The following is a 24,223-nucleotide window of genomic DNA, read 5'->3' as shown; positions in this document are numbered from 1 at the left end:
AGAAGGGGCGGCCCTTGAGAGGGCCGCCCCTTCTGCTTGTGCCGCTCTACGTCACTTCTTCTTCGCGCCGCGCTTCTCCCGCACCCGCACCGAGATATGGATCGGCGTGCCCTCGAAGCCGAACTCCTCACGCAGCCGGCGCTCGATGAAGCGGCGGTAGCCGGCCTCGATGAAGCCGGAGGCGAAGAGCACGAACCGCGGCGGCTTGGTGCCGGCCTGGGTGCCGAAGAGGATGCGCGGCTGCTTGCCGCCGCGGATGGGGTGCGGGTGGGCGGAGACCAGCTCACCGAGGAAGGCGTTCAGGCGGCCCGTGGGGACGCGGGTCTCCCAGCCGGCCAGGGCAGTCTCGATGGCCGGGACCAGCTTCTCCATGTGGCGGCCGGTGCGGGCCGAGACGTTCACCCGGGGCGCCCAGGCGACCTGGCCGAGCTCGGTCTCGATCTCCCGCTCCAGGTAGTAGCGGCGCTCCTCGTCGAGGGTGTCCCACTTGTTGTAGGCGATGACCATCGCGCGGCCCGCCTCCACGGCCATGGTGACGATGCGCTGGTCCTGCACGGAGATGTTCTCCGAGGCGTCGATCAGCACGACCGCCACCTCGGCCTTCTCGACGGCGGCGGCGGTGCGCAGCGAGGCGTAGTAGTCGGCGCCCTGCTGGAGGTGGACGCGCTTGCGGATGCCGGCGGTGTCGACGAACTTCCAGGTGACACCGCCGAGTTCGATCAGCTCGTCGACCGGGTCGCGGGTGGTGCCCGCGAGTTCGTTGACGACGACGCGCTCCTCGCCGGCCACCTTGTTCAGCAGGGAGGACTTGCCGACGTTCGGGCGGCCGATCAGGGCGATGCGGCGCGGGCCGCCGACCGCTGTGCCGAAGGTCTGCTCGGGGGCGTCCGGCAGCACCTCCAGGACGGCGTCCAGCATGTCGCCGGTGCCACGGCCGTGAAGGGCAGACACCGGGTACGGCTCCCCCAGCCCCAGCGACCACAGGTACGCGGCATCGGCCTCACCACTCGGGCCGTCGACCTTGTTGGCGCACAGCACGACCGGCTTGCCGGCCTTGCGCAGCAGTCGTACGACGGCCTCGTCGGTGTCGGTGGCGCCGACCTTGGCGTCGACGACGAACACGACGGCGTCGGCGGCCTCGATCGCGTACTCGGCCTGGGCGGCCACGGAGGCGTCGATGCCGAGGACGTCCTGCTCCCAGCCGCCGGTGTCGACGACCTTGAAGCGGCGGCCCGCCCACTCGGCCTCGTAGGTGACGCGGTCGCGGGTGACACCCGGCTTGTCCTCCACGACGGCCTCACGCCGCCCGATGATCCGGTTCACCAGGGTCGACTTGCCGACATTCGGGCGGCCGACGACGGCGAGAACGGGCAGCGGACCGTGGCCCGCCGCCTCGATGGCGCCCTCGACGTCCTCGAGGTCGAAGCCCTCTTCCGCGGCGAGCTCCATGAACTCCGCGTACTCGGCGTCGCCGAGAGCCCCGTGGTCGTACTCGTGCGCCGCCGAGTCGCCGGGCTGGATGTGGTCGTTCATGGAAGTCCGTACCTCGTCGTTCATTCGTGGTGGTCGGTGGACCACCCGGTCACCCGGCTGATCCACTACTCAAAGTGTCGCTCAGCGCCCAGTGAGGCGCCTGGCGTTTTCCAGGTGGCTGGTGAGCTGCTTCTGGATGCGTTCGGTCGCCTCGTCCAGCGCCCGGCGGGTGCGCCGGCCGCTGCCGTCGCCGGCCTCGAAGGGCTCGCCGAAGACCACGTCGACGCGGCTTCGCAGGGGGGGCAGCCCCTTTATCAACCGTCCGCGCTTCTCGGAACTTCCCAGCACCGCGACCGGGACGACGGGCGCCCCGCTGCGTACGGCGAAGTAGGCGAGCCCGGCGCGCAGCGAGGCGAAGTCGCCGTCGCCGCGGGTGCCCTCGGGAAAGATCCCGAGGACGCCGCCGCTCTCCAGCACGCCCAGCGCCCGGGTGATGGCCATGCGGTCGGCGGAGGAACGGTCCACCTTCAGCTGGCCGATGCCGGTCAGGAAGCGGTCGAGCGGGCCGACGAACGCCTCCTTCTTGATCAGGAAGTGCGTCGGCCGGGGCGCCACACCCATGACCATGGGCCCGTCGATGTTGTGGGAGTGGTTGACGGCGAAGATCACCGGACCGCTGGCCGGCACCCGCCAGGCACCCAGCACCCGCGGCTTCCACAGCCCGTACATCAGGCCGACGCCGATGCGCCGCCCGACCTCGGCGCCGCGCTCCGAGGGCGGCTCCTGCGAGGGCGCGCTCACTTCCCGGCCCGCTTCTCCTCGACGAGGGTGACCACGCACTCGATGACCTGCGGCAGGGTCAGCTCGGTGGTGTCCACCTCGACGGCGTCGTCCGCCTTGGCGAGCGGAGAGGTCTTGCGGCTGGAGTCGGCCGCGTCCCGCTTGATCAGGGCCTCGCGGGTGGCGTGGACGTCGGTGCCCTTGCCCAGTTCACCGCTGCGGCGGGCGGCACGGGCCTCCGGGGAGGCGGTGAGGAAGATCTTCAGGTCGGCGTCGGGCAGCACGGTCGTACCGATGTCACGCCCCTCGACGACGATGCCGCGTTCGGCGCCCGCCGCGATGGACCGCTGCAGCTCGGTGATCCGCGCCCGCACCTCGGGCACCGCGCTGACCGCGCTGACCTTGGAGGTGACCTCCTGGGTGCGGATCGGGGCGGCCACATCCACGCCGTCCACGGTGATCGTCGGCTTGACCGGGTCGGTGCCGGAGACGATGTCCGGCTTGCCGGCGACGGCGGCGATCGCGGACGGGTCCGCTATGTCGATGCCGTTGGTCACCATCCACCAGGTGATCGCCCGGTACTGGGCGCCGGTGTCCAGGTAGCTCAGACCGAGCTGCGCGGCCACGGCCTTGGACGTGCTGGACTTGCCCGTGCCGGAGGGGCCGTCGATGGCGACAATCACGGGCTGGGCGGCGCCGTTTTCCACGGGGGGACACCTTCCTGGTGCGGTGCGGTGACAGACGGGCGGGACAAACACGCCCCGCACAAGGTTACCGGCCCCACCCCGCACCCTTTTCAGCCCCGGTCAGCATCATCCAGCCCGTCCGGCGTTGAGGACGAGGCCCTCTAAGGGCCGACGGGGGTCCAGGGGGCGGATCCCCCTGGCGGGGTGGAAAGGGCAGAGCCCTTTCAGGAGGGGACGGGTAAGGGTGGCGGGGGCGACCCTACTGCCGGACGGCCCACCCCCGCTCCCGCAGCGCAGCCGACAACACCGGCGCAGCCTTCGGCTCCACCATCAGCTGCACCAGACCGGCCTGCTGCCCCGTCGCATGCTCGATCCGCACATCCTCGACATTGACCCCGGCCCGCCCCGCATCCGCGAAGATCCGAGCCAGCTGCCCCGGCTGGTCATCGATCAGCACAGCCACGACCTCGTACACCCGCGGCGCAGCCCCGTGCTTCCCAGGCACCCGCACCTGCCCGGCATTCCCGCGCCGCAGCACATCCTCGATCCCCACGGCCCCCTCCCGCCGTTTGACCTCGTCGGAGGACTGCAGCGCACGCAGCGCCCGCACCGTCTCGTCGAGATCGGCGGCGACATCGGAGAGCAGGTCGGCGACCGGCCCCGGGTTCGCGGAGAGGATGTCGATCCACATCCGGGGATCGGAGGCGGCGATCCGGGTCACGTCCCGGATGCCCCCGCCGCACAGCCGCACAGCCGACTCCTCGGCGTGCTCCAGCCGCGCCGCGACCATGCTGGACACCAGATGCGGCATGTGGGAGACCAGCGCGACAGCCCGGTCGTGCGCGTCGGCGTCCATGACGACGGGCACGGCACGGCAGTGCGAGACCAACTCCAGGGCGAGGTTGAGAACCTCGGTGTCGGTGTCCCGGGTCGGCGTCAGCACCCAGGGCCGCCCCTCGAACAGTTCGCCGGTCGCGGCCAGCGGCCCGGACTTCTCCCGGCCGGACATGGGGTGGGTGCCGATGTAGGCCGCCAGGTCCAGACCCAGCGCCTCCAGCTCCCGGCGCGGCCCGCCCTTGACGCTGGCCACGTCGAGGTAGCCACGGGCCACCCCGCGCCGCATGGCGTCGGCGAGCACGGACGCCACATGGGCGGGCGGCGCGGCGACGACCGCGAGGTCGACGACCCCCTCGGGCGCCTCGTCCGTACCGGCGCCGAGCGCGGCCGCCGTACGGGCCTGCTCCGGGTCGTGGTCGTCGAGATGGACGGTGACGCCCCGCTGGGCGAGGGCGAGGGCGACGGAGGTGCCGATCAGCCCGGTTCCGATGACGAGTGCGGTCCTCACTGGGCGATGTCCTTGCGCAGAGCGGCGGCGGCGCCGAGGTAGACATGGGCGATGTCGGAGCGCGACCGCTCCGACTCGACGTGTGCCAGGACGCGCACGACCCGCGGCATGGCGCCGTCGATGTCCAGCTCCTGCGCGCAGATCAGCGGTACGTCGACGATGCCGAGCTTGCGGGCGGCGGCGGCCGGGAAGTCGCTGTGCAGATCGGGCGTGGCGGTGAACCAGATGCTGATCAGGTCGTCGGTGGTGAGGGAGTTCCGCTCCAGGATGGCGGTGAGCAGCGCCCCGACCTGCTCGTCCATGTGCCCGGCCTCGTCCCGCTCCAGTTGCACGGCCCCCCGGACCGCTCGTACCGCCACTGTGCTGCTCCTCACGTTTCGGCTCTCTCGCACCCAGCGTAGTCAGCCCCCGACCGGCGGCGGTGCCCCGCCCGCCCGCTGAGACGCGGGCGCTACGGCAGTTGCCGCCGGACCAGCTCCTCCAGGGTGGCCGCCTTCGGCAGCTCTCCCCGCGGGGTGAGCCGGTCGACCGCCCGGGGCAGCGCCTGGGCGAGGTCGTCGGCGGCCTGGGCCGGGGTGACGCCGACCTCCCGGGCGACCCGCTGCAGGATCTCCTCGGGCAGCGCCCGCTGGAGCTGGTCGCCGGTCACGGACCGGTTCTCGCCGCCGCCGACCCAGGACTGCGCCTGGTCACCGAGGCCCGCCCTGCCGAGGGTCTCCAGCAGCCCGCCCAGCGGGTTGTCGCCGCCGCCCTCTCCGCCGCCGAGCGCCTTCAGCAGGGCGCCCACGAGGAGCCCGCTGCTCGCGGTGCCGCCCCGGCCGCCGAGGATGCCGCCCAGCAGCATGCCGAGTTCGTCGCCTGCCATGGTCACGCCTTTCGGAGCGCGGGTTGCGGACCACGCCAATGTCACCCGTATCGCGCGCTTGCGCTACTTGGGGTGGGAACGCCCCGATGCGCCTCTTTACGCCGGGCACACCGTCGGCTCTGATGTCAGGGAACCCGCCTCGGGGGGAGGCCCGTCATGACGCGTCGCGGACCGCTGCTCACCCTGCTCACGGGACTGGCGTTCGGCCTGGCCCTGCTCACACTGAACGCGACGACGGGGACGAGAACCACATCGCCGCCACCGCAGGCCCCGTACGTCACACACTCCCCCACCGCCACGCCCAGCCCGACACCCACGCCGAGCCCGACCCCCACGCCCAGCGCGACCACCGCCCCGCAGACCGACTACGCCGGCCGCACCGACGACGACATCGCCGCGATCGCCGTCTCCGTACGCGGCCGGAAGGCGATCGCCTACTACTGCGACGGCCGCACCCAAGAGTCCTGGCTGAGGGGCGACGTCGCGGACGACGGCACGCTGCGCCTGACCGGCCAGGGCGGCACCAGGCTCGACGGCACGCTGGAGGACGGCGAGCGGATCCGCGGCACGGTCGACGTCGGCGGGCGGCACACCTTCACCGCCGACCGGGCGACGAAGCCGTCCGGTCTCTGGAGGGCGACGGCCACCGTCCGCTCCGCGCGGATCGACAGCGGCTGGATCGTGCTCAGGGACGGCTCCCAGGTCGGGATCCTCACCCGTGACGGCGAGCCCGAGGCGGCGCCCAGGATCGACCCGGAGACCGGCGCGGTGACGGTCGACGGACAGCAGCTCACGGCCCAGCCGGTTACCCCGTGACCAGGGAGGCGACATGACCGTCGACCCGAACGCCGCCATCCAGAGCTTCCCGCCCCCGCCCCGGCCCGCCCGGACCGTCTCCGGATACGTCGCCCCCGCCCTGGTCGCCGCCGCGGTCGCCGTCACCCTCGGCGTGTACGGCAGGGTCCACGCCCCGGCCGGCACCGCCTTCAACCTGGCCGGCTTCAGCAGCACCGGCGCGGTCAAGTCCTGGCTCGCCACGACGGCGTTCCTCTTCGCGCTGCTCCAGGTCGCCTCGGCCCTGATGATGTACGGCCGGCTGCCGGGCCCTCGCTGGGCGCCGGCGCTGCACCGCTGGTCGGGCCGGGTGGCGTTCCTGCTGGCAGTGCCGGTGGCGGTGCACTGCCTGTACGCCCTGGGCTACCAGACGTACGATTCGCGTGTTTTGTGGCACTCCCTCCTGGGTTGCTTCTTCTTCGGTGCCTTCAGTGCCAAGATGCTGCTGCTCCGCTCGGAGCGCCTCCCCGGCTGGGTGCTGCCGATCGTCGGCGGACTCGTCCTCGCCGTCCTCACGCTCATCTGGCTGACCTCCGCCCTCTGGTTCTTCCGCACCTTCGGAGTGACGACATGACCCACCCCACGACACGCCGCACGGTCCTGCTGGCGACGGGCGCGGTCGCGCTCGCCGTGGGCTGCGGCGAGTACGACGACAACGGCGACGGCGGGTCCGACAAGTCCCCGTCGCCCGACGCCTCGCCCGGACAGGAACTGGCGAGGACGGCGGACATCCCGGTCGGCGGCGGCACGGTCTTCAAGGAGGAGAAGGTCGTGGTCACCCAGCCGACGGAGGGTGACTTCAAGGCGTTCTCGGCGGTCTGCACCCACCAGGGCTGCACCGTCGGCTCGGTCGCCGACGGCACCATCAACTGCCCCTGCCATCTGAGCAGGTTCCGCATCGACGACGGCTCGGTGGCGGGCGGCCCGGCGCGCAGGCCGCTGCCCGCCGAGCAGATCACGGTCGAGGGCGACTCGATCCGCCTCGCCTGAGAGCCTCAGGCGTCCCAGAGCGCGCCGAACGTCACCAGCTCGCTGCCGTACTCGATCCGGTCCGCCCACTCGCGGGGCCAGGCATCGGCACCGGCGTACGCGCCCGCGAAGGCGCCGGCGAGACAGGCGATGGAGTCGGAGTCACCGGCGGTGCAGGCAGCGCGGCGCAGCGCGGTCACCGGCTCGTCGACGAACAGCAGGAAGCACAGCAGCCCGGTGGCCATGGCCTCCTCCGCGATCCAGCCCTCTCCCGTGGCCAGGCACGGGTCGGTCTCCGGCGACGGGTCGCGCAGGGCCTCCTCCAGCCGGTCCAGGACTCCCAGGCACTCGTCCCAGCCGCGCGCGATGAAGCGCTCGGGCGTGGGGTCCTCGCCGCGGGTCCACAGGTCGCCGAGCCAGGTGTGGTGGTACCGGCTGCGGTTCTCCAGGGCGTACGACCGCAGCAGCCCGACCAGCCCGGCCGGGTCGGCGCCCTGGGCGAGCAGTCGTACGGCGTGCGCGGTGAGGTCGGAGGCGGCGAGCGCCGTGGGGTGCCCGTGGGTGAGTCCGGACTGCAGCTGGGCGGCACCGGCCCGCTGGTCGTCGCTCAGCCCCGGCGCCAGGCCGATCGGGGCGACCCGCATGTTGGCGCCGCAGCCCTTGGAGCCGATCTGGCTGGCGTCCTGCCAGACCCGCCCCTCCTCCTTCAGCAGGTAGCAGGCGCGCAGGCAGGTGTTCCCGGGCGCCCGGTTGTTCTCCGGCGACTGGTACCAGTCCACGAACTCCTCACGCAGCGGCCGCTCCAGCCGCTTCGGTGCGAGCACGCCCCGGTCCATGGCGGTGCGCAGCCCGCGCGCCACCGCCAACGTCATCTGGGTGTCGTCGGAGACCCGAGCAGGTTCGGCGAGCGGCAGCTCCCGCCAGGGCCCGAAACGGTCCAGGATCCTCGGCACGTCGTTGAACTCGGTCGGAAACCCGAGCGCGTCCCCCAACGCCAGCCCCACGAGCGCTCCGCGGGCCGCGTTCTTCCTCCCCCCGGGCCCCACTAGAGGTCGACTTCCTTCATCAGCATCCCGACCTCGGTGTTGGACAGGCGACGCAGCCAGCCCGACTTCTGGTCGCCCAGGGTGATCGGGCCGAAGGAGGTGCGCACCAGCTTCTCGACCGGGAAGCCGGCCTCGGCCAGCATGCGCCGCACGATGTGCTTGCGGCCCTCGTGCAAGGTGACCTCGACCAGGTAGTTCTTGCCGGTCTGCTCGACGACGCGGAAGTGGTCCGCGCGCGCGTAGCCGTCCTCCAGCTGGATGCCGTCCTTCAGGCGCTTGCCGAGGTCGCGCGGGATCGGGCCGACGATGGCGGCGAGGTAGGTCTTCTTCACGCCGTACTTGGGGTGGGTCAGCCGATGGGCCAGCTCACCGTGGTTGGTGAGCAGGATGACGCCCTCGGTCTCGGTGTCGAGTCGGCCCACGTGGAAGAGCCGTGTCTCGCGGTTGGTGACGTAGTCCCCGAGGCACTGGCGACCTTCGGGGTCCTCCATGGTCGACACGACCCCGGCGGGCTTGTTGAGCGAGAAGAACTGGTACGACTGCGTGGCGACCGTCAGCCCGTCGACCTTGACCTCGTCCCTCTCCGGGTCGACGCGCCGCCCCTGCTCCAGCACGATCTCGCCGTTGACCTCGACCCGCGCCTGCTCGATCAGCTCCTCGCAGGCGCGCCGGGAGCCGTAGCCCGCGCGCGCGAGGACCTTCTGCAGCCGCTCGCCCTCCTGCTCGGCGCCCGGGAAGGTCTTGGGCAGCTTGACCTCCTTCTTGCCCGCGTATCGCTCCCGGTTGCGCTCCTCGACCCGCGTCTCGTACTCCCGGGAGCGGGCCGGTGCGGTACGACCGCGCCCGCCGCCCTGCTGGGACTGCTTGGGCCCGCCCTTGGCACCGCCGCGGGCCGCGCCGCCGCGTCCGGACTTGGGGCCGTCCTTGGTGGCGCCGGGGCCGACGTCGTAGCGGCGCTCCTCGGGGCGGGGCTTGCGCGGACGGCCCTGGCCGCCCTGCTTGTCGTCCCGGTTGTTCCCGGCACCGCGGTGGTTGCCGCGTCCGCTGTTCCTGCCGCTGCCGCTGCTTCGCATCAAAGTTCCGTCGTCGTCGTGTGTTCGTCGTCTGGGGCCGGACCGTCCTCGGGAGCGTCCGGGTCGAACGACGGTACGCCTTCCTGGGTCTCGGCCTCGATCGCCTCCGCCTCCGGGAGGAAGGGCGCGAGCTCCGGGAGCTCGTCCAGACCGCGCAGGCCCATCCGCTCCAGGAAGTAGTTCGTCGTCCTGTACAGGATCGCACCTGTTTCGGGTTCCGCGCCCGCCTCCTCGACCAGACCGCGCTGCAGAAGGGTCCGCATGACGCCGTCGCAGTTCACCCCGCGCACCGCGGAGACCCGGCTGCGGCTGACCGGCTGACGGTAAGCGACGACCGCGAGGGTCTCCAGCGCGGCCTGGGTGAGCCGCGCGGTCTGCCCGTCGAGCACGAGCCGCTCGACCGCGGCCGCGTACTCGCCCCGGGTGTAGAAGCGCCAGCCGCCCGCGACGAACCGCAGCTCGAAGCCGCGCCCCTGCACGGTGTACTCGTCGGCCAGCTCCCGCAGCGCGTCCGCGATCTGCCGCTCGGGCCGCTCCAGGATCCTCGCGAGGTGCGCCTCGGTCGCGGGCTCGTCGACGACCATGAGGACGGCCTCCAGGGCGGGCTTGAGCTCAAGGTCCGCGACACTCACGCCTTCTTCTCCTCGTCCTTGGCCGGCTCGGGCGGCCGGTCGAACTCGTCCGTCACCCTCGGCGTCTCCTCCCCGTCCCCACCGGTCCACCGCACGAGCAGCTCCCCGAGGGCGCTCTCCTGCTCCAGCGCGACGGCCTTCTCCCGGTACAGCTCCAGCAGCGCCAGAAATCTCGCTACGACGGTGAGGGTGTCGTCGGTGTCCTCGACGAGCCTGCGGAAGCTGGCCTCGCCGAGTTCCCGCAGCCGCGCGACGACGATCCCGGCCTGCTCCTGGACGCTGACCAGCGGGGCGTGGATGTGGTCGACGTACACCTGCGGCTTGGCCTTGGGCTGCATCGCCTTCACGGCCAGCTTGGCGAACCCCTCCGCCCCGATGCTGATGACCACCTCGGGCAACAGCTCGGCGTGCTGCGGCTCCAGCCCGACGGTGCGGGGATAGCGCCGGGCCTCGTCATCGAGCCGCCCCGTGAAGATGTCGGCGATCTGTTTGTACGCGCGGTACTGCAACAACCGCGCGAACAGCAGATCCCGCGCTTCCAGCAGCGCGAGATCGGCCTCGTCCTCGACCTCGGCGGCGGGCAGCAGCCGGGCCGCCTTGAGGTCGAGCAGAGTGGCGGCCACGACCAGGAACTCGGTCGTCTGATCGAGGTCCCAGTCGGGGCCCATGGCCCGGATGTGCGCCATGAACTCATCGGTGACCTTGGAGAGCGCCACCTCGGTCACATCCAGCTTGTGCTTGGAGATCAGCTGAAGCAGCAGATCGAAGGGCCCCTCGAAGTTGGCCAGCCGAACCTTGAAGACACCGTCGGCCGTGTCCGAGGGTTCTGCGGTCTCGGGCGGCTCGGCGGCTTCCGGCGACTCTGCAGCTCGCGGCACGGCGTCAGCCCGGGACTCGATCTCAGCCGCCCCGGGCCCCCGTCCCAGCGCACGCCGACGCCCACCACGGGCACCAGGGGAATCACCGTTCGACGAGGTCATAGCCCCCGCAGGCTACCCCTACCGCCCCCGCAACCGCCGCACGAGGATGCTCGCATCCCCCCGAGTCTCCAGATCCGCCAGCACCACGGCCACCGCCTCCCGCACGATCCGCCCACGATCGACGGCCAGCCCGTGCTCACCCCGGAGCACCAGCCGCGCGTGCTCCAGATCCATCAGCTCCTCGGCGGACACATACACGGTGATCTTCTCGTCGTGCCGCTCCCGCCCACTGGGCCGTCGAGTGGCCGTCCGCCCCCGCTTGCGCGGCGCGGCGGCAGCGGCACCGGCGGCAGCACCACCGGCAGAACCTTCCTGCGCGGCCGCCCGTCGGGCGGACCGCTCGGCGGCCGTGCCCCGGCTACGGGACTCACCACCGTCACCCTGCTCCACATCGGCCGCGGCATGCTCCGCGCCGGCCCCGTCGCCGCCCTGCACCGGCACGGCGGGCGGAGCATCCTCGCCCGAGGCCGAGGCCGAGGCGGCCGTCCCGGCCGCCCCGTCGCTGTCACCGGCGGGTGCGGGCACCCGGGCCTCGCCGCCCGCCGGGCGGCGGGGAGTGGACGGCTGGAGCGCCATTCCCCCTGTCGTACGGAAGAGTTCGTCGGCCCCCGGCAGACTCACTCGGCGTGACACCGGGCGAGCACCTCCCTGGCGAGTTGGCGGTAGGCGGCGGCACCGACGGAGTTGGAGGCGTAGGTGGTGATCGGCTCACCGGCGACCGTGGTCTCCGGGAAGCGGACCGTGCGCCCGATGACCGTGTGGTAGACGTGGTCGTCGAACGCCTCGACGACACGGGCGAGCACCTCGCGGCTGTGCACCGTGCGCGAGTCGTACATCGTGGCGAGGATGCCGTCGAGCTCAAGCTCCGGATTGAGCCGCTCCTGGACCTTCTCGATGGTCTCGGTGAGCAGCGCGACGCCGCGCAGGGCGAAGAACTCGCACTCGAGCGGCACGATCACCTTGTGCGCGGCGGTGAGCGCGTTCACCGTGAGCAGGCCGAGCGAGGGCTGGCAGTCGATCACGATGTAGTCGTAGTCGGGCATCAGCGGCTTCAGGGCGCGCTGCAGCGTCGACTCGCGGGCGACCTCGGAGACCAGCTGGACCTCGGCCGCGGACAGGTCGATGTTGCTCGGCAGCAGGTCCATGTTGGGGACCGCGGTCTTCAGCAGGACCTCGTCGGCCGACATGCCCCGCTCCATGAGCAGGTTGTAGACCGTGAGGTCGAGCTCCATCGGGTTGACGCCGAGGCCGACCGACAGCGCGCCCTGCGGGTCGAAGTCCACGAGCAGCACGCGACGGCCGTACTCGGCGAGCGCGGCACCCAGGTTGATGGTCGACGTCGTCTTGCCGACGCCGCCCTTCTGGTTGCACATCGCGATGATCGTCGCGGGGCCGTGGTCGGTCAGCGGGCCCGGAATCGGGAAGTACGGCAGCGGGCGTCCGGTCGGGCCGATGCGCTCGCGGCGCTGGCGGGCCGCGTCGGGCGCGAGCGTGGCCGCGTACTCCGGGTCCGGCTCGTACTCGGCGTCGGGGTCGTAGAAGTGCCCGTCGGGCAGTTCGTCGTAGTCGGCGAAGTGGTTGTGGGGCGCGCCACTTCCGTCGCCGGCCATGGCGTTCACGTGATGGCCATCCATGCTCTGGTGTGCTGACAGAGCCGTGTGGGGGCGGGTCTGGCTCTGGTGGGCTGCGAAGGTTCGGACAGCGACGGAGCCGACAGCCTCGAGCCCCGTGGAGCCGTGGCCCCGCGTAGGCATTCCTGGTTGACCACCCCCGGGAGAAAATGTCGACTCATTCACAAGTCGTCTTACCTCCTTGGTGACCAGGAAACTTCTAGACAAGGTCAGCGTGGCACCATGCCGACGGTTGGCGACTCTATGGCGTGTCGGGCGTCCGCAGCAACACAATCCGCCGGACCCGGCCCGATGTGTCGGCAATGAAACATCCCGCTGTCAAGGGCGTACGGCCGTCGCACGGCAGGTTTCACCGGTGTGCGAATCGGTCGAAGGGTTACGTTCGAGGCGAGTTGACCGAGAACCGCAAAGTGACCATACACACATCCGGCCGAACCTTGTGGGTCAAGGTCCGGCCGGATGTGTGCGGTTGACGACCTGTGTTGACGAATCGCCTTTTGCTCGGTGACGACTTGGGATGACTTGGAGTCGACTTGGGGATGACTTGATCCCGTCGCCGCCGCGGGGGCTCAGCCGAGGAGCGAGCCGAGCTCCACGTGCTCCAGGCCGTGCGCCTCGGCGACCTCCTTGTAAACGACCTTGCCGTCATGGGTGTTGAGACCCTTGGCCAGCGCGGGGTCGCGGCGCAGGGCCTCCACCCAGCCGTGGTTGGCCAGTTCGACGATGTACGGCAGCGTCGCGTTGGTGAGCGCGTAGGTGGAGGTGTTGGGCACCGCGCCGGGCATGTTGGCGACGCAGTAGAAGACCGACTCGTGGACCTTGAAGGTCGGCTCGGCGTGGGTGGTCGGGCGGGAGTCCTCGAAGCAGCCGCCCTGGTCGATCGCGATGTCGACAAGGACACTTCCCGGCTTCATCCGGGAGACCAGCTCGTTGGTGACCAGCTTCGGGGCCTTGGCGCCCGGGATGAGGACGGCACCGATGACGAGGTCGGCGTCGAGGACGGCCTTCTCCAGCTCGAAGGAGTTGGACATGACGGCCTTGATCCTCGTGCCGAAGATCTTGTCGGCCTCGCGCAGCTTGTTGATGTCGCGGTCGAGCAGGGTCACGTCGAAGCCCATGCCGATGGCGATCTGCGCGGCGTTCCAGCCGGAGACGCCACCGCCGATGACGACGGCCTTGCCGGCCGCCACACCCGGGACACCGCCGGGCAGCACACCACGGCCACCGGCCGCACGCATCAGGTGGTAGGCGCCGACCTGCGGGGCGAGCCGGCCCGCGACCTCGGACATCGGGGCGAGCAGCGGGAGCGCGCGCGAGGGCAGCTCGACGGTCTCGTAGGCGATGGCGGTCGTACCGGACTCGATGAGCGCGTCCGTGCACTCCTTGGAGGCGGCCAGGTGCAGGTAGGTGAAGAGGGTCTGGTCCTTGCGGAGGCGGTGGTACTCCTCGGCGATGGGCTCCTTGACCTTCAGCAGCAGGTCGGCGGTGGCCCACACCTCGTCGGCGGTCTCCAGGATCTGGGCGCCGGCGGCGACGTACTCGTCGTCCGTGATCGACGAGCCGGTACCGGCACCTCGCTCGATGACGACCTGGTGGCCGTTGCGCACCAGCTCGTGCACGCCGGCGGGGGTGATGGCCACCCGGAACTCGTTGTTCTTGACCTCGCGGGGGATGCCGACCTTCACGTCGATCACGGTCCTTGGCTCAGAGGGTGTGGGTATAGCAAGACATACCCGGATACATAAGGGCGCACCGGGACACACCGCAGGAGAACGTGCGGCAGAGCCAGTCTAATGAAGGCGTTCCCAGTGTCTAGCCTTTCATTGCATCAATCTTCAGCGGGTGTACTGCGGATTTCGCAGGCGTCAGCGCCGTGTTTCGGCCCTTCCTCCCCCAGGATGCGCTCTGCGGCGACGCGATGCGGTCGGGCGGCCTCCGGGTCGCCGAGGCGCTCCAGGGTGTCGGCCAGCCGCAGCTGGAGCGCGGCCAGCAGCCGCTCGTCCTCCGCGCGGCGCGCCCATTCCACCGCCTCCTGGCAGGTGCGCAGGCATTCCTCGGGCCGTCCCGCGTACTCCTGCACCCGGGCCAGCTCGCTCAACGCCCGCGCGGACGCGGCGACATCGCCGCTCCTGCGGTACCCGGCGAGCGCGGCCCGCCAGCTGCGCAGCGCCTCGCCGTAGCGGCCCGCGTAGGTGTGCGCGGTGGCGATACGGCCGTACAGCCGGGCGGCGTCGTTGCGCTCGTCCCGGGCCAGGCGCTGGGCGAGGGCGCGGCCGAACCAGTCGGCGGCCCGGTCGTAGTCCCCCAGCTCCAGATGCGCGCCGCCTACGGATTCCATCGCGCGGCCGGTCGCGTACGGGTCGTTCGCCTCCCGTCCGACGTCCAGTGCGGCCCGATACCGCACCAGGGCCTCCGCCGTACGGCCGGTGCGGGCGTCGATGTCGGCCAGGTTCAGCAGGGCGGCGGCCTTCTCCCGGGGCAGGTTCCGGCGTTCGGCCACGTCCAGCACCAGCCGGTGGATGCCATACAGGTCGGGCGCGGCAGCCTGGGTGCCGAAGTGCGCCACCACCGCCCGCACCAGCTGGGACATCAACCGCCGGGCCAGGGTGTCCAGCTCCCCGTCGGCGACCGCGAGCCGGGCCGAGGCGAGCAGGGCCGGCCGGCGGATCCGCAGCCAGTCGGCGGCGGCCTGTGAGCTGGGGAAGCGCAGGGCGCTCGGCATGCCCTGGAGCTTCTCGCGGGCCTGGGGATTGTCGGTCTCGGTGATCGCCCGGCAGGACTGCAGCAGCCGGACCGTGCGCTCCAGCATCCGGGCGCGGGCCAGCTGCAGCTCGCCGGGCCTCTCATGGGCCTCGGCGGCGTCCCGCAGCCGTGGATGCAGACAGGCCGGGACCTCGTACTGCGGCAGCGGCGACTCCAGGGACCGCAGCAGGCCGAGCGCAGTCAGGTCGTCCAGGGTGGTACGGGCGACGCCGACCGAGCAGCCGGCCAGCGCGGAGGCGGTGTGCGGGTCGACCAGGCCGGCCGGGGCGAGGCTGAGCAGTCGCAGTATCCGGGCGGCGGACGCCGGCAGCCCGGCATGGGCCAGTCGGAAGACCCGGTCGAGCGGGTTGCCCTCGTCGCCCTCGGCGTGCAGCTGCTTGGCGAGGTCGGCGACGGCGACTTTCGGCCGGGAGGCGAGCCAGCCCCCGGCCAGCAGCAGCGCCGCCGGCTGACCCTGGCAGACCTCGACCAGGCCCTCGGCGGACCGCGGATCGACGGTGATCCTCACCGATCCCGTGTGCCGGGTCAGCAGCTCCAGCGCGGACTTCGTGTCCAGGCCGCCCAGCGTGCAGGGCCGCACATCCGAGATCCCGGTGAGCGGCCCGGCGGAGACGGCCACGACCAGACACTGCGGGGCATCCGGCAACAGCGCGTCGACCTGCTCGGCCCCGGCCGCGTCATCGAGCACCAGCAGGACCCGCCGGTCGGCCAGGGCCTCCCGGAGCGCCTCCGTGAGCTCGTCCTCGGCGGCTCCGGCCGGCACCGGCAGCTCCAGCGCGGCCAGCAGCTCCCGGGCGGCCCGCTCCACCGGCACGGCCGTACCGTCGGGCTCGCTCAGCCGGGCCCGCAGCACCCCGTCGGGATAACGGCCGGCGACCTGCCGTACCAACTCCTCCGCCAGCGCTGTACGCCCACTGCCGGGCCGCCCCGCGATGAGCAGCACGCGCGCGCGGGGCGGCTTCTTCCCTGCCAGGGTGTCCAGACCCGCCCGCTCGATGTCGGCGAGCAGCTCCTTCAGCTCCCTGGTCCGCCCCAGGAAACGGCCTGTTTCCACCGCCTGAGCCGCCACGGGCACACTCCCGTCCCACTCCACACCGGCCCCGCCGGAACTCCGGATCGGGCGATTCCAGAGCCTAGTTCACGCTCTGCAACGTTCCGGTCGGAGCAGGCCGGTGGCGGGACGAGACTCCCCCGATCGGATCAACAGCTCTTATGACCGACGGTCGGGCAGCGCCTCCAAAGGGGCGCGGGGCTGTATTCGCTATGCGGCTCCGCCGCGCGGGCGCGACCAGCCACAACGCGCCCGCTGACGAAAAACTACGCCTCAAAAGGCCGAGCCGGCCAAGAAGCCTCCGCGGAGCGCAACGCATCCAGCCCATCCCCACCCCGCGCAGCCACCAACGACAACACACCCACCACAAGACAGTTGTTGTGCAACTCCCCCGCCAGCACCCCCCGCACCAACTCACTCACCGGCACCCGAGCCGACTCCATCTCCGTCTCCTCGTGCTCCGCCTCGAACCGCTCCCCCTCCGCCGCCGACAACCCCCGCGCGAGAAAGATCCGCACAGCCTCGTCACACCCACCCGGCGTCGTGTACACGTCGGTCAGCACCCGCCAGTCCTCCGCCTTGACGTGCGCCTCCTCATACAGCTCCCGCTGAGCCGCGTGCAGCGGATTCTCGCCAGGAACATCCAGCAGCCCGGCCGGGATCTCCCACAGCCTCTGCCGCACAGGATGCCGGTACTGCCGAATGACGACCACGCGGTCCTCGTCGTCGACGGCGAGCACGGCGACCGACCCCGGATGCACCTGGTAGTCACGCCGGACCACCGACCCGTCGGGCATGACCACCTCATCCGTACGGACGGAGGTCTTAGCACCCTGGAACGGCGTCCGCGTCCCCCGGACCTCCCACTCCTCGGCGGTGTCCTTGATCGTCATGCCTGTCCTTCCACGTGCAGAAATGCGGCCGGGGCCCGCAGCATTGAATGCGCGCGCCCCGGCCACCGTACAACCGACGTGTTACTCGGAACTCTTTCGCTCCGCCTCGGCCCGCTGACGCTCGACGGCTGCCTTCACCAGCCCGGCGAACAGCGGATGCGGCCGCGTCGGCCGCGAGCGCAGCTCCGGGTGGGCCTGCGTGGCGACCAGGTAGGGGTGGACATCGCGCGGGTACTCGACGTACTCGACGAGCTTGCCGTCCGGCGAGGTGCCGGAAAACAGGATGCCCGCCTTCTTTTCCAGCTCGGCGCGGTAGGCGTTGTTCACCTCGTAGCGGTGCCGGTGCCGCTCCTCGACGTACTCCTTGCCGTCGTGCACCTCACGCACGATGGAGCCCTCGGCCAGCTTGGCCGGGTACATGCCCAGGCGCATCGTTCCGCCCATGTCGCCCTCACCGGCGACGATGTCGAGCTGCTCGGCCATGGTGGAGATGACCGGGTGGGCGGTGGCCGGGTCGAACTCGGTGGAGTTCGCGTCGCCGATGCCGGCCAGGTTGCGCGCGGCCTCGATCACGATGCACTGCAGGCCGAGACAGAGGCCCAGCAGCGGGATCCTGTTCTCGCGGGCGTAGCGGATCGCGCCGACCTTGCCGAGCACCCCGCGGTCGCCGAAGCCGCCCGGGATGCAGATGCCGTCGACGTCGGACAGCTGCGCCTTGGCGCCGGCCGGGGTCTTGCAGTCGTCGGAGGTGACCCACTTGATCTTGACGCGGGCCTTGTTGGCGAAGCCGCCGGCGCGCAGCGCCTCGGTGACCGACAGGTAGGCGTCGGGCAGGTCGATGTACTTGCCGACCAGGGCGAGGGTGATCTCGTGGTCGGGGTTGTGGACGCGGTCGAGCAGGTCGTCCCAGGTCGTCCAGTCCACATCGCGGAAGGGCAGGTCCAGCTTGCGCACGACGTACGCGTCGAGGCCCTCGCCGTGCACGGTCTTCGGGATGTCGTAGATGGACCGCGCGTCCGGGCAGGCCACGACCGCGGCCTCGTCGACGTCGCACATCAGCGAGATCTTGCGCTTGATCGCAGTGGGCACCTCGCGGTCGCAGCGCAGCACGATCGCGTCCGGCTGGATACCGATGTTGCGCAGCGCGGCGACGGAGTGCTGGGTCGGCTTGGTCTTCAGCTCGCCGGACGGGCCGATGTACGGCAGGAGCGAGATGTGGACGACGAAGACGTTGTCCCGGCCGACCTCGTGGCGGACCTGGCGGACGGTCTCCAGGAACGGCAGCGACTCGATGTCGCCGACGGTGCCGCCGACCTCGGTGATGACGACGTCTACCTCGTCGGTCGCCATACGGCGGATGCGATGCTTGATCTCGTTGGTGATGTGCGGGATGACCTGCACGGTGTCGCCGAGGTACTCGCCGCGCCGCTCCTTGGCGATCACCGTCGAGTAGACCTGGCCGGTGGTGACGTTGGCGGAGCCGTCGAGGTCACGGTCGAGGAAGCGCTCGTAGTGGCCGATGTCCAGGTCGGTCTCGGCGCCGTCGTTGGTGACGAACACCTCACCGTGCTGGAAGGGGTTCATCGTGCCCGGGTCGACGTTCAGGTACGGGTCGAGCTTCTGCATCACGACGCGCAGGCCCCGGGCCTTGAGCAGCATGCCGAGGCTGGAGGCGGTCAGACCCTTGCCGAGCGAGGAGGCGACACCCCCGGTGACGAAGATGTGCTTGGTCGTCGTGGCTGTGCTGTTTCGGAAAGCAGCGGTCGGCATGGCCAAGAGGGGGCTCCCGTGGTCGCGATCTTGAAGTGCGGTTCGGGGGTCTTCACGCCCACCGGTCCACGGGCTACCAGGGTATCAGCGCCGAACGGCGATGGCTTCCGGCCACGCTCCGCACACACGTCGACACACATATGCACGCGACGGACGGGCCCTTCACCCGTCGCTCACCCGATCGGCGCAGTCGCGTTGTCCCGAGCGGCACACAGATCATCTACGTGCGTCGTATCCTGCTCGGACACTCGCTGCCGAGCCCGGCCGGCGCACACGGCACACCCCCGCCAGTCCGTCCCGGAACAACAAGAGCTCGTCAGTTCGTTGAGCGATGATTGTTGGTGCTCAGCGACGCACTACAAAAACCCCCCTGACCGCACTAGCGACAGCCCCATTCGCGTGGGGCGACGTGGCCGTTCGACTGGAGTTTGCACGTGGCCGGGCGCATCGAGGACTACGCACTCATCGGAGACATGCAGACCGCTGCCCTGGTCTGCCGTGACGGGACGCTGGACTGGCTGTGCCTGCCCCGCTTCGACTCGCACGCGATCTTCGCCGGTCTGCTGGGCACCGAGGAGCACGGCTTCTGGCGGCTCGGTCCGGCGCACGCCTCCGACGCCGAGCCGCCACGCGCGGACCGGCGCACCTACCGCGGCGACTCGCTGATCCTGGAATCCGAGTGGGACACCCCGCGCGGCACCGTCCGGGTGATCGACTTCATGCCTCCGCGCGACGGCGCCCCCCAGCTGATCCGCATCGTCGAGGGCGTCTCCGGCCGCGTCCCGATGCGCTCGGCGCTCCGGATGCGGTTCTCCTACGGCCGGGTCGTCCCGTGGGTGCACAAGCACGAGGGCCGTACGGTCGCCGTGGCGGGCCCGGACTCGGTCTGGTTCGACACCGACCGCGAGACCTACGGAAAGTCCCTGACGACGTACTCGGACTTCACCGTCGCCCCGGGTGACCGGATCGCGTTCACCATCTCGTGGCAGCCCTCGCACAAGGAGCCGCCGCCGCTGCCGGAGCCCGAGCAGTCGCTGGAGGCGACGGAGGAGTTCTGGCGGGAGTGGGTGGAGCACTGCACGTACCACGGCCCGTACCGGGAGGCCGTGATCCGCTCGCTGATCACCCTGAAGGCCCTGACGTACGCCCCGACCGGCGGCATCGTCGCGGCCCCGACGACCTCCCTGCCCGAGGACATCGGCGGCGTCCGCAACTGGGACTACCGCTACACCTGGCTGCGCGACGCGGCGATCACCCTGTCCTCGCTGCTGCGCACCGGCTACCGCGAGGAGGCCCGCGCCTGGCGCGAGTGGCTGCTGCGCGCGGTCGCGGGCGACCCGGAGAACCTTCAGATCATGTACGGCATCGCCGGCGAGCGCGAACTCGGCGAGGCCGAGCTGGACTGGCTGCCCGGCTACGAGAACTCCGCGCCGGTCCGGGTCGGCAACGGCGCCGCGCACCAGCTCCAGCTGGACGTGTACGGCGAGGTCACCGAGGCCCTGCACCTCGGCCACATGACGGGCCTGGCGCGCAACGACTACGCCTCCCTGCTCCAGCTGAAGCTGATCCGCTACCTGGAGAAGCACTGGGACGAGCCGGACGAGGGCATCTGGGAGGTGCGCGGGCCGCGCCGGCACTTCGTGCACTCCAAGGTGATGGCGTGGGTCGCCGTCGACCGCACGATCAAGCTGATCGAGTCCGGCGACGCCGACGGCCCGCTGGAGCGGTGGAAGGAACTGCGCGACGACATCCACCGGGACGTGTGTGAGAAGGGTTACGACAAGGAGCGCAACACCTTCACGCAGTCGTACGGCTCGAAGGAGCTGGACGCGTCCCTGCTGCTGATCCCGCAGATGGGCTTCCTGCCGCCCGACGACAAGCGGGTGATCGGCACCATCGAGGCGATCCAGCGGGAGCTGTCCACCCCGGACGGCTTCATCCTGCGCTACCCGACCCAGGGCGACAACGAGGGCGTCGACGGCCTCCCCGGCGACGAAGGGGCCTTCCTGGCCTGCTCGTTCTGGATGGCGGACGACCTCGCGATGATCGGCCGTGTCGACGAGGCCCGCCAGCTCTTCGAGAAGCTGCTCTCCCTGCGCAACGACCTGGGCCTCCTCGCCGAGGAGTGGGACCCGCGTCTGCAGCGCCAGGTCGGCAACTTCCCGCAGGCGTTCAGCCACGTTCCGCTGATCGACACGGCCCTGCGCCTGACGGCTTCGGGTGCCTACGGCGGCTGATGCTTACGAGTCGGTGACGTGCGGCGGCCGAGCAGGACCGCCGCGCCGAGCCCTCCTACGCTGGAAGCGGAAAGAAGCCCCTTTTCGAAAGGGGGGCGGCCATGGCTTCCCCAACGAAGGCGGGCGCGGCTCTCTCCGTGCTGCGCGAGGATCTGGTCGGCGACGCGCTCGCCCCGGGGGACCCGGGTTACGACGACGCCCGGACCGTCCACAACGCCATGATCGACCGGCGTCCGGCCGTGATCGCGCAGTGCGCGAACGAGACCGATGTCGTACGGACCGTGCGCTTCGCCCGTGAACTGGATCTGCCGATCGCGGTGCGCGGCGGCGGGCACAGCGTGGCGGGGATGGCGCTCAACGACGGAGGTGTGGTGATCGACCTGCGCCGGATGCACGAGGTGACCGTCCATCCGGCGGCCGAGGCGGTACGGGTCCAGGGCGGCGCCACGATGAGCCATCTGGACCGGGCCACCGAGCCGTACGCCCTTGCGGCGGTCGGCGGCCGGGTCTCCACCACGGGTGTCGGCGGCTTCGTCCTCGGCGGCGGCACGGGCTGGCTGGACCGCTGCCACGGGCTCGCCGCCGACAATCTGCTCGGCGTCGAACTGGTCACCGCCGACGGCTCCCGGATCCACGCGAGCGCCGACGACAACCCGGACCTGTTCTGGGCCCTGCACGGCGGGGGCGGCAACTTCGGCGTCGCCACCGCGCTCACCCTCAAGCTGCACGAACTGCCCGCGTTCGCCATCGCGCTGCTCCTCTGCCTCCCCGGGTACGGCCCCGAGGTCGTCCGCATCTACCGCGAGATCATCGAGTCCGGCCCCGACGAGGCGAGCGGCGGCGTGCTGTACATGACCGGCCCGCCCGAGGAGTTCGTCCCCGAGCACCTGGTGGGCAAGCTGACCTGCGCGGCGCTGCTGACGTACGCCGGCACCGAGGAGGACATGCGCAAGCTGGCCGAGCCGCTGCTGGCGCTGCCGCACGAGGCGGAGATCGTCGGGGCGATGCCGTACGCCGACGTCCAGTGCATGCTGGACGACCCGCCCGGCCTGCGGAACTACTGGTCGGCGGAGTATCTGACCGGTCTCCCTGACGACTTCGTGGACGTCTTCTGCGCCCGCGCGGACACCCTGCCCGTGCCCACCGGCACCCAGCATGTGCTGTTCCCGCAGGGTGGCGCGATCGCCGCCGGGCCGCACGAGTATCCGGTGCCGTACCGGGACGCGCCCTGGGCCGTACACCCCTTCTCCACCTGGGAGGACCCGGCGGACGACGAACGCTGCGTCCAGTGGGTGCGGGACGTGCGGGCCGACGCCCGGCCGTGGAGCACCGGCGCGGTCTACCTCAACTTCATCGGCGACGAGGGCGCCGACCGGGTACGGGCCGGTCTGGGCGCGGAGAACACCCACCGGCTGGCGGAGGTGAAGCGCCGCTACGACCCGGACAACGTCTTCCGCTTCAACCACAACATCCAGCCCGCCTGACCGGTCCGCACCGCCGCACGGAGATGTCACCGGTACGTCGGCGCGGGTAGCGTCCGCAGCATGGACAGCCGCACGGACCACCGATTCGACAGCCAGGGCGCGGGCATCACCGTGCAGCGCGCCCTGGAGCTGCCCGGCCTGCGCAGCGGGCTCCCCGAGATCCTCGCGGGCGCGGAGCGGCTGGGGCGGACGGTGCGCTGGGTGCACGCGGGCGAGGTCCCGAACATCGCGTCGCTGCTCAAGGGCGGCGAGCTGCTGCTGACCACGGGCTACGGCCTGGGCACCCGGCCCGCCGAGCAGCGGGCGTTCGTGCGCACCCTGGCCGAGCGGGGCATCGCGGCCCTGGTGATCGAACTGGGCCCGCGCTTCACGCGGCTGCCCTCGGCGCTGGTGGAGACGGCCCGCTCCACAGGGCTGCCGCTGGTCCAGCTCCACCGCGAGGTGCCGTTCGTGACGGTCACCGAGGAGGTCCACACCGAGATCGTCAACGGCCACTACGCGCTGCTGCAGCGGGCGGAGGAGGTGCACCGCCGCTGCACGCAGGCCCTGCTGGGCGGCGGCGGAATCCCCCAAGTCCTCGGCATTCTGGCCGACTTCAGCGGCAACCCGGTGTTCCTGGAGACGCCGGACGGCCAACTCCTGTACGCCGCCGGGGCCGGGCCCGAGGGAGCGGATCCGCTCCAGGTGTGGGAGGGGCTGCGCGGTCCGCACAAGGACGCGCCGCCGCCCGGGGGTTCGGTGCTGGTGGACGTGCCCGGCGGCGGCCCGGGCTCGGCCTCGGCGCGCGCCCGCCTGGTCCTGCTCCCGGTCCGCGCGCCGCTGGCCCCGGTGCACCGCATCGCCGCCGAACGCGCGGCCGGAATCCTCGCCGTCGTCCTGATGCAGGCCCGCCAGGAGGAGGAGCTGGCGGCACGCGGGCGCGGCGACTTCCTGACCGACCTCGCCGAGGGCCGTATCGCCGCCGAGGACGCCCCGGCGCAGGCCCGTGTGCTCGGCTTCAAGCCCGGCAACAGCCCGCTGCTGCCGGTGGTGATGCGGCTGGGCGACGCCCTCTCCCCGGGCGGGGGCTGGGCGGTGCTGGCGCGGGCGGTCGCGGAGGAACTGGCGTCGGTCGGCGTTCCGGTCCTCCTCGGCGTACGTCCGGTCGAGGGCCGCGTGCCCCTGCTGCTCGGCCTGCGCTCGGAGTCGGAGCGCTCCGCGGTCGCGGACCGGGTCGCGGCGGCGCTGCGGGCCGGGGTGGAGCGCGCCGGCATGCAGCGGCCTGGTGCCGCGCCGCCGGTGGTGGTCGTCGGGGTCGCGGGCGGCTGGGCAGCGGCCTCGGCGGGCCTGCGCCACGCGGCCGAGACGGCGACCGCGGCCCAGGGCCTGTCCGACCGTCCCTGGTACGACGCCCGCCGCCTGGACATCGACCTCCTGCTGTGGCGCCTGCGCGACCACCCTGACCTTGCGGCCTTCGTGGACCGCGCGATCGGCCCGGTCCGCACCCACGACCGCCGCTCCAAACCACCGCTGCTGCCCACCCTGGAGACCTACCTGGCCCACGCGGGCCGCAAGGCGGAGACGGCCCGCGAACTCCACCTCAACCGCCAGACCCTGTACAACCGGCTGGCCCGCATCGGAGAGTTGCTGGGCACGGACCTGGACGACCCGCAGGCCGTACTGGCGCTGAGTCTGGCCCTGCGGGCGCGACGCCATGTGCCGTAGCACCCGG

Annotated in this window: 22 protein-coding genes; 6 read left to right on the top strand and 16 right to left on the bottom strand. The window is 71.5% G+C overall.

Annotation, left to right across the window (positions count from 1 at the left end; genetic code table 11):
- Window positions 1–51 precede the first annotated feature (51 nt).
- The 6 genes from der to ACH5AC_RS17540 all read right to left on the bottom strand — a co-directional run bounded on the left by der (window position 52) and on the right by ACH5AC_RS17540 (window position 5,149).
- Complete coding sequence (gene der, locus ACH5AC_RS17565) at window positions 52–1,533, bottom strand: ribosome biogenesis GTPase Der (RefSeq protein ID WP_398862746.1); 1,482 nt, start codon at window positions 1,531–1,533, stop codon at window positions 52–54.
- An 81-nt stretch (window positions 1,534–1,614) separates the two neighbouring features.
- Complete coding sequence (locus ACH5AC_RS17560) at window positions 1,615–2,313, bottom strand: lysophospholipid acyltransferase family protein (RefSeq protein ID WP_398862745.1); 699 nt, start codon at window positions 2,311–2,313, stop codon at window positions 1,615–1,617.
- Complete coding sequence (gene cmk, locus ACH5AC_RS17555; protein WP_398862744.1) at window positions 2,271–2,960, bottom strand: (d)CMP kinase; 690 nt, start codon at window positions 2,958–2,960, stop codon at window positions 2,271–2,273. Before cmk ends, ACH5AC_RS17560 begins: the two co-directional genes overlap by 43 nt.
- Window positions 2,961–3,198: 238 nt before the next feature.
- Window positions 3,199–4,284, bottom strand: a complete 1,086-nt coding sequence (locus ACH5AC_RS17550) for a prephenate dehydrogenase (protein WP_398862743.1) — start codon at window positions 4,282–4,284, stop codon at window positions 3,199–3,201.
- Window positions 4,281–4,643 carry a chorismate mutase gene (gene aroH / locus ACH5AC_RS17545; protein ID WP_398862742.1) on the bottom strand — a complete coding sequence of 121 codons (363 nt, stop codon included), beginning with the start codon at window positions 4,641–4,643 and terminating at the stop codon, window positions 4,281–4,283. The genes ACH5AC_RS17550 and aroH overlap by 4 nt, the downstream gene beginning before the upstream one ends.
- Window positions 4,644–4,735: 92 nt before the next feature.
- The gene (locus tag ACH5AC_RS17540) at window positions 4,736–5,149 is read right to left on the bottom strand and encodes a YidB family protein (protein ID WP_398862741.1); all 414 of its coding nucleotides are present in this window, start codon (window positions 5,147–5,149) and stop codon (window positions 4,736–4,738) included.
- A 156-nt stretch (window positions 5,150–5,305) separates the two neighbouring features.
- Here ACH5AC_RS17540 and ACH5AC_RS17535 point away from each other — a divergent pair, with 156 nt between their 5' ends.
- From ACH5AC_RS17535 to ACH5AC_RS17525, 3 genes are read left to right on the top strand one after another with little or no spacing between them, the layout of a single operon-like run.
- Window positions 5,306–5,965, top strand: coding sequence for a hypothetical protein (locus ACH5AC_RS17535; protein ID WP_398862740.1), 660 nt, complete (start codon window positions 5,306–5,308; stop codon window positions 5,963–5,965).
- A 13-nt stretch (window positions 5,966–5,978) separates the two neighbouring features.
- The gene (locus ACH5AC_RS17530; RefSeq protein ID WP_398862739.1) at window positions 5,979–6,557 is read left to right on the top strand and encodes a DUF6529 family protein; all 579 of its coding nucleotides are present in this window, start codon (window positions 5,979–5,981) and stop codon (window positions 6,555–6,557) included.
- The gene (locus ACH5AC_RS17525; RefSeq protein WP_398862738.1) at window positions 6,554–6,973 is read left to right on the top strand and encodes a Rieske (2Fe-2S) protein; all 420 of its coding nucleotides are present in this window, start codon (window positions 6,554–6,556) and stop codon (window positions 6,971–6,973) included. Before ACH5AC_RS17530 ends, ACH5AC_RS17525 begins: the two co-directional genes overlap by 4 nt.
- A 5-nt stretch (window positions 6,974–6,978) precedes the next feature.
- Here ACH5AC_RS17525 and ACH5AC_RS17520 read toward each other — a convergent pair whose 3' ends face one another.
- The 10 genes from ACH5AC_RS17520 to ACH5AC_RS17475 form a co-directional block, all read right to left on the bottom strand.
- On the bottom strand, window positions 6,979–7,998 hold the full coding sequence (locus tag ACH5AC_RS17520; RefSeq protein WP_398862737.1) for an ADP-ribosylglycohydrolase family protein: 1,020 nt from the start codon (window positions 7,996–7,998) through the stop codon (window positions 6,979–6,981).
- Window positions 7,998–9,071 carry a pseudouridine synthase gene (locus ACH5AC_RS17515; protein ID WP_398862736.1) on the bottom strand — a complete coding sequence of 358 codons (1,074 nt, stop codon included), beginning with the start codon at window positions 9,069–9,071 and terminating at the stop codon, window positions 7,998–8,000. Before ACH5AC_RS17515 ends, ACH5AC_RS17520 begins: the two co-directional genes overlap by 1 nt.
- Window positions 9,071–9,703, bottom strand: a complete 633-nt coding sequence (gene scpB / locus ACH5AC_RS17510; RefSeq protein ID WP_398862735.1) for an SMC-Scp complex subunit ScpB — start codon at window positions 9,701–9,703, stop codon at window positions 9,071–9,073. Before scpB ends, ACH5AC_RS17515 begins: the two co-directional genes overlap by 1 nt.
- Entirely contained in the window at window positions 9,700–10,683 is a 984-nt protein-coding gene (locus ACH5AC_RS17505) for a segregation and condensation protein A (RefSeq protein ID WP_398862733.1), read from the bottom strand. The genes scpB and ACH5AC_RS17505 overlap by 4 nt, the downstream gene beginning before the upstream one ends.
- Before the next feature lie 18 nt (window positions 10,684–10,701).
- On the bottom strand, window positions 10,702–11,316 hold the full coding sequence (locus ACH5AC_RS17500; RefSeq protein WP_398862732.1) for a hypothetical protein: 615 nt from the start codon (window positions 11,314–11,316) through the stop codon (window positions 10,702–10,704).
- Window positions 11,301–12,437, bottom strand: a complete 1,137-nt coding sequence (locus tag ACH5AC_RS17495; RefSeq protein WP_398862731.1) for a ParA family protein — start codon at window positions 12,435–12,437, stop codon at window positions 11,301–11,303. Before ACH5AC_RS17495 ends, ACH5AC_RS17500 begins: the two co-directional genes overlap by 16 nt.
- Window positions 12,438–12,883: 446 nt before the next feature.
- Window positions 12,884–14,008 carry an alanine dehydrogenase gene (gene ald / locus ACH5AC_RS17490; RefSeq protein ID WP_398862730.1) on the bottom strand — a complete coding sequence of 375 codons (1,125 nt, stop codon included), beginning with the start codon at window positions 14,006–14,008 and terminating at the stop codon, window positions 12,884–12,886.
- A gap of 134 nt (window positions 14,009–14,142) precedes the next feature.
- Complete coding sequence (locus tag ACH5AC_RS17485; protein WP_398862728.1) at window positions 14,143–16,146, bottom strand: tetratricopeptide repeat protein; 2,004 nt, start codon at window positions 16,144–16,146, stop codon at window positions 14,143–14,145.
- A gap of 248 nt (window positions 16,147–16,394) precedes the next feature.
- The gene (locus ACH5AC_RS17480; protein WP_398862727.1) at window positions 16,395–17,021 is read right to left on the bottom strand and encodes an NUDIX domain-containing protein; all 627 of its coding nucleotides are present in this window, start codon (window positions 17,019–17,021) and stop codon (window positions 16,395–16,397) included.
- Window positions 17,022–17,102: 81 nt separating this feature from the next.
- A complete protein-coding gene (locus ACH5AC_RS17475; RefSeq protein WP_398862726.1) occupies window positions 17,103–18,791 on the bottom strand; it encodes a CTP synthase in 1,689 nt (562 codons plus the stop codon).
- 434 nt (window positions 18,792–19,225) lie between these two features.
- Between ACH5AC_RS17475 and ACH5AC_RS17470 the strand changes: the two genes are divergently transcribed.
- The 3 genes from ACH5AC_RS17470 to ACH5AC_RS17460 all read left to right on the top strand — a co-directional run bounded on the left by ACH5AC_RS17470 (window position 19,226) and on the right by ACH5AC_RS17460 (window position 24,216).
- Window positions 19,226–21,028, top strand: coding sequence for a glycoside hydrolase family 15 protein (locus ACH5AC_RS17470; RefSeq protein WP_398862725.1), 1,803 nt, complete (start codon window positions 19,226–19,228; stop codon window positions 21,026–21,028).
- 101 nt (window positions 21,029–21,129) lie between these two features.
- Window positions 21,130–22,512: an FAD-binding oxidoreductase gene (locus ACH5AC_RS17465; protein WP_398862724.1), complete on the top strand. Its 1,383-nt coding sequence runs from the start codon at window positions 21,130–21,132 to the stop codon at window positions 22,510–22,512.
- Window positions 22,513–22,572: 60 nt separating this feature from the next.
- Window positions 22,573–24,216, top strand: a complete 1,644-nt coding sequence (locus ACH5AC_RS17460) for a PucR family transcriptional regulator (RefSeq protein ID WP_398862722.1) — start codon at window positions 22,573–22,575, stop codon at window positions 24,214–24,216.
- The last annotated feature ends 7 nt before the right edge of the window (window positions 24,217–24,223 follow it).

This window comes from Streptomyces sp. NPDC018693, from assembly GCF_044391385.1.
GTDB lineage: Bacteria > Actinomycetota > Actinomycetes > Streptomycetales > Streptomycetaceae > Streptomyces.
Note: the sequence above shows the minus strand (reverse complement) of the source record. Positions and strands in the feature narration are given on the sequence as shown.